Genomic DNA, 12,402 nt, shown 5'->3' with positions numbered 1-12,402 from the left:
GGTCCCCTCGACTCCGGCTGCTGCAGCGGGTACTCTATATCTTGAAGCGGATCAATACCTCAGAGGTCAATTATGGCTGCCAAGACACTCTACGACAAGTTATGGAACGATCATGTGGTGAGGTGTGAGGAGGATGGCACCTGTCTGCTCTATATCGACCGCCAGCTGATTCACGAAGTCACCTCGCCGCAGGCCTTTGAAGGGTTGCGGCTGGCCGGGCGCAGGCTCTGGCGGGTGGAAGCCAACCTGGCGGTGCCCGATCACAACGTGCCGACCGTCGACCGGTTGCTCGGCATCGCCGACCCGGTCTCGAAGCTGCAGGTCGACACCCTGGAGAAAAACTGCGAGGAGTTCGGTATCCGACTCTTCAGGATGAACGATATCCGCCAGGGGATCGTGCATGTCATCGGGCCCGAACAGGGGGCGACCCTGCCGGGGATGACGGTGGTCTGCGGCGATTCCCACACCGCCACCCACGGCGCCTTCGGGGCACTGGCCTTCGGCATCGGCACCTCGGAGGTCGAGCATGTCCTCGCCACCGGCTGCCTGCTGCAGAAAAAATCCAAAAATATGCTGGTTGCAGTGGACGGCAGGCTCGGTCACGGCGTCACCGCCAAGGATATCGTGCTGGCTGTTATCGGCAAGATCGGCACCGCCGGCGGCACCGGCCATGCCATCGAATTCGGCGGCGAGGCGATTCGCGCCCTCTCCATGGAAGGGCGGATGACGGTCTGCAACATGGCCATCGAGGCCGGCGCCCGCGCCGGGATGATTGCCGTTGACCAGACTACCATCGACTATGTCAAGGGACGTCCGCTGGCGCCGCGGGGGGCTCTCCGGGAGCAGGCGGTGGCCGCCTGGGGCGATCTTCACAGCGACCCGGGGGCCGTTTTCGACCGGGTGGTCAATCTCGACGCGGCAGCCATCGAACCGCAGGTCAGTTGGGGGACTTCGCCGGAGATGGTGGTGCCGGTCGGCGGTGTGGTACCCGACCCGGCCGCCGAGCCCGACCCGGTCAAACGCCAGGGGATGGAGGCGGCGTTGGCCTATATGGATCTCAGGCCGGGAACGCGGATGGTCGATATCCATCCCGACAAGGTCTTCATCGGTTCCTGCACCAACGGCCGCATCGAGGATCTGCGAGCCGCGGCGGCGGTGCTGAAGGGGCGCAGAGTCGCCGCCAACATCCGGCTGGCGATGGTGGTGCCCGGCTCCGGCCTGGTCAAGCAGCAGGCCGAGGAGGAGGGGCTCGACCGCGTTTTCAAGGAGGCCGGGTTCGAATGGCGCGAGCCGGGCTGCTCCATGTGCCTGGCAATGAATGCCGACCGGCTTGAGCCGCAGGAACGCAGCGCCTCGACCTCCAACCGTAACTTCGAAGGTCGTCAGGGGCAGGGGGGGCGCACCCACCTGGTCAGCCCGGCGATGGCCGCGGCGGCGGCGGTGGCGGGGCATTTCGTCGATGTGCGGGAGCTGGGACTGGAAGAATAATCGGGCCGCCAAGCCGCCAAGGACGCCAAGAAAACCTTTTTTATCGGAGAGTCGCAGAGAGGGAGAGGACGCAGAGAAAACCAAAAGCAGATTTTTGGTTTTAAACCCCAAAAAATTCCTCTCCGTCTCTGCTCCTCTCCGCCTCTCCGCCTCTCCGTTAAATGAGTTTTTGACCTTCTTGGCGCTCCTGGCGGCTTGGCGGCAAAAAGGTTTTCCCGACGGGAGTCGATAATTATGGAAAAATTCACCCGCATGACCGGCCTGGTCGTTCCCCTGGACCGGCCGAACGTCGATACCGACGCCATTATCCCCAATCAGTTTCTCAAGTCGATCAGGCGAACCGGTTTTGGTCCCTACCTGTTCGACGAGTGGCGCTATCTTGATCATGGCGAACCGGGGATGGATTGTGGCGATCGTCCCCGCAATCCCGACTTTGTCCTCAATCAGCCGCGCTACGAGGGGGCGGGCATTCTGCTGGCGCGTCGGAACTTCGGTTGCGGTTCCTCACGCGAACACGCTCCCTGGGCGCTGCTCGACTATGGCTTCCGGGTCATCATCGCGCCGAGTTTCGCCGATATCTTCCGCGGCAACTGCTTCAAGAACGGCATCCTGCCGATTGCCCTCGACGAGGCGGTTGTCGACCGGCTTTTCGCCGCGGTGGAAGAGAGCGAGGGTTACCGGCTGCGGGTCGACCTGGAGGGGCAGAGGCTCACCACGCCTGAGGGTGAAGTCATCCCCTTCGAGGTCGACCCTTTCCGTCGCGACTTTCTGCTGGGCGGCCTCGACGAGATCGACCTGACCCTGCAGCACGCCGACGAGATCCGCGCCTATGAACGGCGGCGGCAGGAGCGGGCGCCCTGGCTGTTTGAATAATTCTTCACTACGGAGGCACGGAGAAAATTGTTTTGCCGCCAAGATACCAAGAGCGCCAGGAAAATCTTTTTTTAACGGAGAGTCGCTGAGAGGGAGAGGACGCAGAGAAAACCAAAAGCAGATTTTTGGTTTTAAACCCAAAAATTTTTCTCTCCGTCTCTGCTCCTCTCCGCCTCTCCGTTAAATGAGTTTTTGACCTTCTTGGCGAACTTGGCGTCTTGGTGGCCCAAGGATTTTGAAGTTCTCTGTGTTTCCGTGGGGACTTATCCGGGAGGCAGACATGCGTGTCGAAACAGATCTCAAGCTCGGCTTCAAGAATGTCCTCATCCGTCCCAAGCGCTCGACCCTGAAGAGCCGCGCCGAGGTGGTGCTGGAGCGGGAGTTCCGATTTCTGCACAGTGGACAGCAGTGGCGCGGGATTCCGATCATTGCCGCCAACATGGATACCGTCGGCACCTTCGAGGCCGCCGAGGTCCTCGCCGGTTTCGGTCTTTTGACCGCGATTCACAAGCATTACAGTCCGGCGGACTGGGACGATTTCCTGCAGGGTCGCGATCAGGAGATCTGTGAACGGGTGATGGTCAGTACCGGAACCGGCGAGTCAGATTTCAACCAATTGCAGAAGATTCTGGAGGCGCATCCGCTGCTGCGTTTTGTCTGTATCGATGTTGCCAACGGCTACGCCGAGGCCTTTGCGGCCTTTGTCTCCCGGGTGAGAGAGGCTTGCCCGGATCGAACCATCATTGCCGGCAACGTGGTGACCGGAGAGATGGTTGAGCAGCTGCTGCTTTCCGGTGCCGACGTGGTCAAGGTCGGCATCGGTCCCGGTTCTGTCTGCACCACCCGGGTCAAGACCGGGGTCGGTTACCCGCAGCTCTCGGCGGTGATCGAATGCGCCGACGCCGCCCACGGCCTCGGCGGCCGCATCATCTCCGACGGTGGCTGCACCTGCCCGGGAGATGTCGCCAAGGCTTTCGGCGGCGGCGCTGATTTCGTCATGCTCGGCGGCATGCTCGCCGGTCACGATGAGAGCGGCGGGGAACTGGTTGACCGCGGCGGGCAGCAGTACAAGCTCTTCTACGGTATGAGTTCGACGACGGCCATGGAAAAATACGCCGGCGGGGTGGCCGAGTACCGTTCCTCGGAGGGGAAGGTGGTCGAGGTTCCCTACCGGGGACCGATTGCCGAGACGATCCGGGATATTCTCGGCGGACTGCGTTCTGCCTGCACCTATGTCGGTGCCGGGGCGCTGCGGGAGCTGTCGAAGCGGACGACGTTTATACGGGTGATGGAACAGGAAAACCAGACGTTTTCGTGAGGAGGGCGGCCGATACGCACGCATCTGCTGCGTTACTCGCGCCTTCGGTCGCTGCGGAGTAGCTGCCGCTACACCTCACTCCCTCAGTTGCGAGACGCCTTGCAGCTACGCACGTCTCGACCGCCTTCAACGGTAGTGGTGGGGTGGCCGATACGCACCCGTCTGCTGCGTTATGCTCACTCTTCGCTCCTCGATGTAGCTGCCGCTACACCTGCGGGCTCATCGTTCGCAAGCCTTGCATCCGAATACGTCTCGGCCGCCTTCAGCGGTAGTGCTGGGGGCAGTCGATATGCGCACGTCTCCACCGCCCTCAACGGTGGTGGTGGGGAGTCGGGAGAAACCGCCATCTCACGTCTTGCCCCTTTCTCATCCTTCTCTTCTTGACAGCCCGGCGCCGCAGGAGTAGAAAGAGCGTCTTTGCTTGTTTGAACCGGGAGATTTTATGAGTCAGAAAATGCCGACGACGGGTGGCCCCATCGAGTCGAACTGCAGCCGCTGTGAAGGGGTGACCAATCACATCGTGGTTGCCATGGTGGGAGAAAAAGTTGTCCGTGTGGAATGCAACTGCTGCGGAACCACTCACGCCTACCGGGCGCCGAAACAGTTGAAAACGGCAACACCACGCAAGAAGGCGGTCGCGCCGAGAAAATCGGCGGCGAAGAAGGCGGCGAAGGATGAAGTTGCCTGGCAGCAGGAGGTGGCGGTTCTCGATCCCGGCAAGGCGGTCGTTTATGCCATGGACGCGGTCCTCGGCAAAGGGCAGCTGGTTTCCCACCCCACCTTCGGTCTTGGGTTGGTGACTGAGATCGTTGTCCCCAACAAGGCACAGATTCTGTTTGAATCGGGACGCAAGCTGTTGCGTTGCGCGCTTTCGAGCTGATTGCGTTCAGGGCCTTCTCTGTAACGACGAAAAAACCATCTTCAGCACGGTTTTCTGCCGTGCTTCATGCTTGTTGAGGACCGCCAGGCAGACTCCCATGGGAAAAATCTGGTGCAGGTCCTCGGCGTCCCTTGCCGACAGGATGATGATCCGGCTTTTGTCGATGCCGCGGGCGGTGGCGTAGGCCAGCAGCTTGCTGCCGTCCATGCCGGGCATCTCCAGGTCGAGCAGCAGCAGGTCGATACTTTCATCGATCGCCTTGAGCCCCTGCACCGGGTTGTCGCAGGTGGTGACCTCCAGGCCGGGAAAATCTTCCCGGATATTTTTTTCCAGGGTTTTCAGAAACAGTCGGTCATCATCGATGATCAGCACCCGGTGAAGGTTGTTGTCCGCGACACTCATGCCGTCCCTCCTGGAGTATTCCTGAATCAGTGAGCACCTTGTCGGCGGATAGCACAAGTCATTGATCTGCCTGAACTTCCCAAAAATCACCAGCGAACCTATGGGTGCGCTTCAGATTTTTGTAAATCTCATTCAGACCAAGCACTTGCACTCTCCACCCAACAGGAACTCACTGATTCAGGGTATTGAGCGGGATTTCCGTGGTGCGGCGCACGGTGCGCAGGGCAAAGGAAGTCTGTACCCGCAGCACGCCGGGCAGCGCCGTCAGTTTTTCATGGACCCGGACGTAGTCGGCGTTGTCCCGGACCCGGACCTGCAGCAGGTAGTCGCAGTCACCCGACAGCAGATAGCATTCCATGATCTCGGAGACGGTCTGCACCGCGGCTTCAAAAGCGGCAAGTTTTTCCGCCTGCTGACCGTCGAGGGTGACCTGGACGAAGACGCTGCTTGGCTTGCCGACTGCCGCCGGGTTGACCAGCATCACGTAGCGGTCGATGACGCCGTTCTCTTCAAGCAGTTTGACTCGACGCAGGCAGGCCGATTCGGACAGGCCGACCTGTTCGGCCAGCTGAACGTTGGAGAGGCGGCCGTTGCGCTGCAGGGCCGAGAGTATGGAGTGATCTATCAGGTCAAGGTCCATGCTTAGAAGAATTCGCTAAATAAAATCATATTTATAGAATTATCCTTCATTTCAACCTGTTTGTGCAACTGTAAATGCAAGAACATGTCGAAAAAATCCTGATAGAATCTGAGTAAACACGGATTCAGGTAAACAGGAATCGGCACTCTTTGCCGACAACAGCTCGCGTCCGGGAGGCAGACATGATCATTGGGGTACTGAAGGAAATCAAGGCGAACGAAAACCGGGTCTGCATGACCCCGTCCGGGGTGGAAATGCTGCACCAGGCCGGTCACCAGGTGCTGGTCGAACAGGGGGCCGGTGAGGCTTCGGGTTTCAGCGACGCCGACTATGCGGCCGAGGGGGCCGAGATTGTCGCCACCGCGGGCGAGGTTTACGCGCGCGGTGAGATGGTGATGCACGTCAAGGAACCACAGCCCTCCGAGTATCAGCTGATTCGTCCCGGCCAGATCGTCTTCACCTATTTTCATTTTGCCGCCGACGAGCAGCTGACCCGGGCGATGATTGAGCGCGAGGCGGTCTGTATCGCCTACGAGACCATCGAAGGGCCTCGCGGCGGTCTGCCGCTGTTGACGCCGATGAGCGAGGTCGCCGGGCGGATGGCGGCCCAGCAGGCGGCCAAGTACGTTGAGCGGGCCCAGGGCGGCCGCGGCATTTTGCTCGGCGGCGTCCCCGGCGTGCAGCCGGCGACGGTGCTGGTACTTGGCGGCGGGGTGGTCGGCACCCACGCGGCGCAGATGGCCTGCGGCCTCGGTGCCAAGGTCTACCTGCTCGATACCAATCTCGACCGTCTGCGTCATCTCTCCGAGATCATGCCGAAAAACTGCATTCCGCTGATGTCGTCGCCGGCCACCATCCGGGAATTGGCTCCGCGCGCCGACGTGGTGATCGGCGCGGTGCTGGTGCATGGTGCCAAGGCGCCGAAACTGATCACCCGCGCGACCCTCAAGACGATGAAAAAGGGCGCGGTGCTGGTCGATGTCGCCATCGACCAGGGCGGCTGCTTCGAAACCTCGCATCCGACCACCCACCGGGAACCGACCTTCGTCGTCGACGGCATCCTCCACTACTGCGTCGCCAACATGCCGGGCGCGGTGCCGCTGACCTCGACCCTGGCGCTGACCAATGCCACTCTCACCTACGCCGGCGTCATTGCCGATAAAGGCTGGCAGGCTGCGGCGCGCGACGATGCCGGCATCCGCTCGGGACTCAACATCGTCAACGGCAAGGTGGTCTATCCCGGTGTCGCCGAGGCGTTTGGGATGGAGCTGGTCGGCGTCGAAACAGTGTTGTGAGGTGCGGAGGCGGCCGATACGCATCCGCCTGCTGCGTTGCCCGTCCCTTCAGTCGCTGCGGAGTAGCTGCCGCTACACCTCACTCCTTCAGTTACGAGACGCCTTGCATTCGAATACGTCTCGACCACCTTCAACGGTGGTGCTGGGGGCTGAAATGCCGGGGAATACGGGTTGTATTCTTTCGGGTTTAATGGTTTTTCTGCGTAGCCCGTTTGTTTGCCTCCCTGCGTAGACAGGTTCATGTGCCACCACTGCCGGGCGTGGCTACGGGAGCGCCGAGGGTTTCGTAATCAGCATGGTTGGCAAGGGGTAGTGTCCATGCCCGCCGCAGGCGATGGCCCTTTTCTGCTTCCTCTTTTGGGCCGGCAAAAGAGGAAGGCGGCGGGCGGGGCCGCGACCCCGCGATTCTCTACGAAGGCGGCCGATATCTGCTGTATTCCCCTCGGTCTTCAATCCTCGGCGTAGCTGCCTCTGGACCCGCCTTGCGGGATCGGTTATTCTGCCGCGTCATGAATGCTTCCGCTAACCACAAGTTGCCCTGGGCGCCGGGGACGGTGCCGCTGATGCTGGCCCCGATGCAGGGTTTGACCAACAGCGCCATGCGTCGGCTGGTCATTGACCGTGGACGGCCGGAGGTGGTGTTCACCGAGTTTCTGCGGGTCAGCGGCGTCAGCCGGCGCCGCTTCGGTCGGCGCGACATAGCCGATATCGCGGCTGAACAGGATGGAGTGCCGTTGGTGGTTCAGCTGGTGGGACACGGGGTCGAGCCGTTGGTCGATGCCGCTCTGATCGCCCGGGACAACGGCGCGCGGCACCTCAACCTCAACCTCGGTTGTCCCTATGGGCGGATGACCACTGCCGCTACCGGTGGCGCGTTGCTGCAGTATCCCGAACGGCTGGCGGAGCTACTGCCGGCCCTGCGGCGGGCGATTGCGGGGGGATTTTCGGTGAAGTTGCGGGCCGGTTATGAGGATCTGCGGCAGATCTTCTCGCTGCTGCCGCTACTGGAGGATGCCGGGGTGGACTGGCTGGTGCTGCATCCCCGAACCGTGGTGCAGAAATACGCCGGCGCAGCGGACCATCGCCTGACCGCCGAGGTTGTCGCCCGAACCCGGCTGCCGGTGATCGCCAACGGCGATATCCGCAGTGCCGCAGAAGGTCGGTTGGTTCTTGAACGGACCGGGGCGGCGGGCTTGATGATCGGCCGGGCGGCGATGGCCGATCCGCTGATTTTCGCCCGCCTGCGCGGGGCCGCTCCCGAGATGCCCGACCTCGAACAGCAGGCCCGCGACCTGCGGGGTTACCTGCAGGGCCTGCTGCCCTTCTACCGGGAGCGTTTCTGCGGCGAGAAACAGGTCCTCGACAAGATGAAAAATGTCCTGCTGTTCATCGATCAGCCCGCCTTTGCCGACACCGTGCGCCGGTTGAAGAAGAGCCGCACCATTCCTGCGTTCGCCCGTCTGCTCGAAGATCTCTGACCCGGTCCGTTGTGGTACTTCCGGCTCAGTGCAGCCGGTCATGGATGTCGGTCAGAATCTCCTTGCGCTCCTTGAGAAAATCCCGGTAATCACGGGTGTCGGTGTGAGCGATTTCATCGACCAGGCTGCTGAGGCGTTTGGCAAGAGCCTGTCGCAGGGTTTCCTGTTCCATGTCATTCAGTTCGAGGCGGATCATGAGCAACCTCCTTTATCTGGTGGTGGCAGATGCGTCCTGAGAACATCTACTTCTTACATTTTACCTGAATTTGTGGGTGTCTGCCGGATGCCGGGGGATAAGGAGCCGCCTGAAAGAGGGACTCAAAAACTGTGGCGCCCCCGGGGGAGGGCGGGATCAGGGCGGTGATCAGAGATAGCTACGGGCGCCGACATAGGCTTTGCGCCAGTAGGCGTTGGAGAGGCTGGCGTAGCGGACGGTCTTGCCGGTACGTGGGGCGTGGATGAACTTGCCGCCGCCGGCGTAGATGCCGACATGGGTGACCCGTTTGCCGCCGTGGGTGGCGAAGAAGACCAGGTCGCCCTTGCGCAGCCTGCTCTTGCTGATCTTCCGGCCGGCGCGGTACTGCATGCGCGAATTGCGCGGCAGATTGAGACCGTTGAGGCGGTAGCAGGCCATGGTCAGTCCGCTGCAGTCGAAGCCCCGCTTGCGATCCTCGCCACCCCAGCGGTAGGGAACCCCGAGAAACCGGCGGGCGGTATGTACCAGCTCGCTGCGCAGGTTGCCCTGGCCGCTGCGGCGGATCCTGGCCGCCGCGTAATCGTCCGGGATGACGATGAAGAAGCGGCCGATCAGCCCCTGGCGTCGCAGTGCCTCCGCCTCTTCGCGGGCGGCCCGGTAACTCTTGTGGTTGCCGAAACGGACCTTGTAGAGTCCCGATTCGTGGCGGAAATAGTAGGCGTCGATCCCTTTTGCATCGAGGACCCGTTCCAGGCGGACCGCGTTGTCGAGGTTGGAAAAGGCGCCGACCTGGGTCGAAAACCCCATCCGTTCAAGGTGGTGCCGGGATGGTTTGGCGGGAGCCGTCGGTGCAGGGCCGGAATCGGTGTCGGGCGCCACGGGTGCGGGTGCCGCCCGGGGCAGCAGGGCCGCGATCGGATCGACCTGCCCGGCAGGCGGGGACGCAGGCGTTGCCGTTCGCGGCTGCCCGGCGCAACTGAGCAGCCCCGGCAGCAGGACCAGGCTCATCAGCAGTAATCTGATGTGGGGATGAAGGCACGTCATGGCAGTAAATGGCCGCAGGTTAGCACATCCGGTCGGAAAAAAAGAATACCTGAATTCGTGAGTTCCTGTCGGATGGAGAGGGTAAGTGCTTGGCCTGAATGGGATTTACAAAAATTTGAAGCGCACCCATAGGTTCGCTGGTAATTTTTGGGAAGCCCAGGCAGGTCAATGACTTGCGCTATCCGCCGGCAAGGGGTTCACTGATTTAGGGAATAGACTTGACCTGGCGCAAGGAAATTCCGGCCGACAGCGGTTAGACTTGACCGCAACGAACTCAACAAAGGAGAAAAAACGATGAGTGAAGTGAACGACCTGCTGGCACAGACCCTTGACCTGAACGGCCTGCTCGACTACCAGGATGGCGCCGTGGTCAGTCGCACCATCATCAAGAAAGATACCGGCACCGTGACCCTGTTCGCTTTCGACAAGGGTGAGGGGCTGAGTGAACATACCGCCCCCTTCGACGCCCTGGTGCAGATTACCGACGGCGAAGCGGCGATCACCATCGCCGGCGAAGAGCACCGTGTCAAGGCTGGTCAGTTCATCATCATGCCGGCCGACCAGCCCCACGCGCTGAAGGCGGTCACCCGCTACAAGATGCTGCTGGTGATGATCAAGCAGTGATGCTCTGAATATCTCAAGGGGACAGTCCCCCTCCTGAAGGGGGACTGTCCCCGGCACCGGTTCTGAATCCCGTCCCGCCATTTAACCCTTGCCTTATTCCCCGAACCCTGTATGATGCGCGGCGACTGATTTATGCACCGAGTCCGGCACCGCCGGTACCCACCCATCGCTCCCTGACCCACCTCTGCAGTCGATTCCCTTTGAATCCCTGGCAGCTTCATCCGGTTGGCGACGATGTTCATGTCCATACGCCAGTCCCGGAGTGGATGACCGCCTTTGCTGTCGGACAGCTGTCTGTCCGACCGGTCTCCGCACGTCTGTCAATGGTCCGCGCATTTTTGTTGTCGCGGACGAAGGGATTCACATGTCTTTTGATCAATTCAAGCTGGCCGCTCCGATTCTACGCGCGGTCACCCAGTGCGGCTACAGTGAGCCGACCCCGGTTCAGGAAAAATCGATCCCCGAGATCCTCGCCGGCCGCGACCTGCTCGCCTCGGCCCAGACCGGGACCGGCAAGACCGCGGCCTTCATGCTGCCGGCCCTCGACCGTCTCTCGGTGCTGAAGAAGGGCCCCAAGGGCGCGCCGCGGGTGCTGGTGATGACGCCGACCCGGGAGTTGGCCGCCCAGGTTACCGACGCGACCCGCAACTACGGCCGTTTCCTGCGCCTGCGCAGCACCGCGATCCTCGGCGGCACAGCTTACGGCCCACAGTTCCGCGATCTCGGGCGGCCGATCGACCTGGTGGTCGGCACCCCGGGACGGCTGATTGATCACCTCGAGCGCGGCAGCCTCAATCTTTCCCGGCTCGAAGTGCTGATTCTCGACGAGGCCGACCGGATGCTCGACATGGGGTTCAAGGAGGATGTCGAAAAAGTGGTGGCCGCCGCCCCCGCTGAGCGGCAGACGCTGCTCTTCACCGCGACCATGGATCGGACCATGGAAAACCTCGCCAACCGGTTGCTGAGCGACCCGGTGCGGATTGATATCGCCGGCCGGAAAATGACCCTCGACCAGATTTCCCAGTGCCTGCACGTCGCTGACAGTTATCACCACAAGAAGCGCCTGCTGCAGCATTTCGCCGAGTCGGACGAGGTTTCCCAGGCGATCATCTTTTCCGCCACCAAGCGTGATGCCGACAGCCTGGCGCAGGAACTGATCGACCAGGGACACCGCGCCGCCGCCTTGCATGGCGACATGACTCAGGGCGCGCGCAACCGGACGGTGCGCAACCTGCGCCAGGGGAGGGTGCGGCTGCTGGTGGCGACCGATGTCGCCGCCCGCGGCATCGATATCCCCGGCATCAGCCACGTAATCAATTTCGACCTGCCGATGGCGGCCGAAGACTATATTCATCGCATCGGCCGCACCGGGCGCGCCGGCGCCAGCGGCATCGCCATCTCCTTTGCCAGCAATGGTACCGATGTCCAGCGCCTGGAGCGGATCGAACGGTTGATCGGCGAACGGCTGCCGCAGGAAGAGATCCCCGGGTTGGAACCCTCCCGGCCGTTGCGACGCGGTCGCCCGGCGGGCAAGCGCGACGGGCGACCCGGCAACAAGCGTCATGGCGGCTTCAACCGCGGCAAGGGCAAGCCCGGCAGCCAGCGCCGTCGCGAGCCGATCGTCGAGTATCGGAGCCGCAAGGCCCGGCCGGCCAAAAGCGCGCACTGACAGGCTGAAACTCCGGGCCGGCAGCAATCCTTGCTGCCGGCCCTTCTCAGGTCCTGTTCCCGGGTCAGATCTGGAAATCGACCATCGCGTCTTCACGGTCGCGGTTTTCCCCGGTCATGATCGTCGGCTCGCAGATCCGCCGATCCCACACTTCCCATCCCTCGCCGACCCGGACATTGAAGTAGTTGTGATGGCAGGAGAGCACTTCGCCCTGGGTGTGGCTCTCCAGGTTGATGATCGCGCGCCGGTCGCCGCCGGCGGCCAGATCACAGAGCTTGCGGTAGTTTTTGCGATTCATACGGCTTATCCTTTCTCCCCCCGTTCGGTACCCTTCTCTTTTTATTATACTCCTGAATCAGTGAGCCCCTTGTCGGCGGACCGCACAAGTCATTGGCCTGCCTGAGCTTCCCAAAAATCACCAGCGAACCTATGGGTGCGCCTCAGATTTTTGAAAATCTCATTCAGACCAAGCACTTGCACTCTCCATCCAACAGG

Annotated in this window: 13 protein-coding genes; 8 read left to right on the top strand and 5 right to left on the bottom strand. The window is 61.8% G+C overall.

Annotation, left to right across the window (positions count from 1 at the left end; all coding sequences use genetic code 11):
- Nucleotides 1-72: 72 nt before the first annotated feature.
- The 4 genes from leuC to C2E25_RS15335 all read left to right on the top strand — a co-directional run bounded on the left by leuC (nt 73) and on the right by C2E25_RS15335 (nt 4,559).
- Nucleotides 73-1,488, top strand: a complete 1,416-nt coding sequence (leuC, locus tag C2E25_RS15350; RefSeq protein ID WP_103116604.1) for a 3-isopropylmalate dehydratase large subunit — start codon at nt 73-75, stop codon at nt 1,486-1,488.
- A 234-nt stretch (nt 1,489-1,722) separates the two neighbouring features.
- Nucleotides 1,723-2,361, top strand: a complete 639-nt coding sequence (gene leuD, locus C2E25_RS15345; RefSeq protein WP_103116603.1) for a 3-isopropylmalate dehydratase small subunit — start codon at nt 1,723-1,725, stop codon at nt 2,359-2,361.
- A 280-nt stretch (nt 2,362-2,641) separates the two neighbouring features.
- Nucleotides 2,642-3,679, top strand: coding sequence for a GMP reductase (locus C2E25_RS15340; protein ID WP_103116602.1), 1,038 nt, complete (start codon nt 2,642-2,644; stop codon nt 3,677-3,679).
- Nucleotides 3,680-4,121: 442 nt separating this feature from the next.
- Nucleotides 4,122-4,559: a hypothetical protein gene (locus C2E25_RS15335; RefSeq protein ID WP_103116601.1), complete on the top strand. Its 438-nt coding sequence runs from the start codon at nt 4,122-4,124 to the stop codon at nt 4,557-4,559.
- 6 nt (nt 4,560-4,565) lie between these two features.
- On the opposite strand, the gene C2E25_RS15330 is transcribed toward C2E25_RS15335, so the two are convergent.
- Both C2E25_RS15330 and C2E25_RS15325 read right to left on the bottom strand, forming a co-directional pair.
- Nucleotides 4,566-4,961 (bottom strand): response regulator, encoded by a 396-nt coding sequence (locus tag C2E25_RS15330; protein ID WP_103116600.1) that lies wholly within the window; start codon nt 4,959-4,961, stop codon nt 4,566-4,568.
- A 169-nt stretch (nt 4,962-5,130) separates the two neighbouring features.
- On the bottom strand, nt 5,131-5,601 hold the full coding sequence (locus C2E25_RS15325) for an Lrp/AsnC family transcriptional regulator (RefSeq protein ID WP_103116599.1): 471 nt from the start codon (nt 5,599-5,601) through the stop codon (nt 5,131-5,133).
- Nucleotides 5,602-5,783: 182 nt separating this feature from the next.
- Between C2E25_RS15325 and ald the strand changes: the two genes are divergently transcribed.
- The gene (gene ald, locus C2E25_RS15320; RefSeq protein ID WP_103116598.1) at nt 5,784-6,896 is read left to right on the top strand and encodes an alanine dehydrogenase; all 1,113 of its coding nucleotides are present in this window, start codon (nt 5,784-5,786) and stop codon (nt 6,894-6,896) included.
- Nucleotides 6,897-7,405: 509 nt separating this feature from the next.
- Nucleotides 7,406-8,374 (top strand): tRNA dihydrouridine synthase, encoded by a 969-nt coding sequence (locus tag C2E25_RS15315; protein WP_233189454.1) that lies wholly within the window; start codon nt 7,406-7,408, stop codon nt 8,372-8,374.
- Nucleotides 8,375-8,399: 25 nt separating this feature from the next.
- Here C2E25_RS15315 and C2E25_RS17560 read toward each other — a convergent pair whose 3' ends face one another.
- On the bottom strand, nt 8,400-8,570 hold the full coding sequence (locus tag C2E25_RS17560; protein ID WP_158247288.1) for a hypothetical protein: 171 nt from the start codon (nt 8,568-8,570) through the stop codon (nt 8,400-8,402).
- Between the two features lie 168 nt (nt 8,571-8,738).
- The gene (locus tag C2E25_RS15310) at nt 8,739-9,578 is read right to left on the bottom strand and encodes a C40 family peptidase (RefSeq protein ID WP_233189453.1); all 840 of its coding nucleotides are present in this window, start codon (nt 9,576-9,578) and stop codon (nt 8,739-8,741) included.
- Between the two features lie 330 nt (nt 9,579-9,908).
- Between C2E25_RS15310 and C2E25_RS15305 the strand changes: the two genes are divergently transcribed.
- Entirely contained in the window at nt 9,909-10,238 is a 330-nt protein-coding gene (locus C2E25_RS15305) for a cupin domain-containing protein (RefSeq protein WP_103116596.1), read from the top strand.
- A 364-nt stretch (nt 10,239-10,602) separates the two neighbouring features.
- Nucleotides 10,603-11,907, top strand: coding sequence for a DEAD/DEAH box helicase (locus C2E25_RS15300; protein WP_103116595.1), 1,305 nt, complete (start codon nt 10,603-10,605; stop codon nt 11,905-11,907).
- Nucleotides 11,908-11,971: 64 nt separating this feature from the next.
- Here the strand turns inward: C2E25_RS15300 and C2E25_RS15295 are convergent, their stop codons facing one another.
- Nucleotides 11,972-12,205, bottom strand: coding sequence for a hypothetical protein (locus C2E25_RS15295; protein WP_103116594.1), 234 nt, complete (start codon nt 12,203-12,205; stop codon nt 11,972-11,974).
- Between the last annotated feature and the right edge of the window lie 197 nt (nt 12,206-12,402).

The sequence above is a fragment of the Geothermobacter hydrogeniphilus genome (assembly GCF_002898515.1).
GTDB lineage: Bacteria > Desulfobacterota > Desulfuromonadia > Desulfuromonadales > Geothermobacteraceae > Geothermobacter_A.
This window is presented reverse-complemented; position numbering and strand designations above follow the sequence as displayed.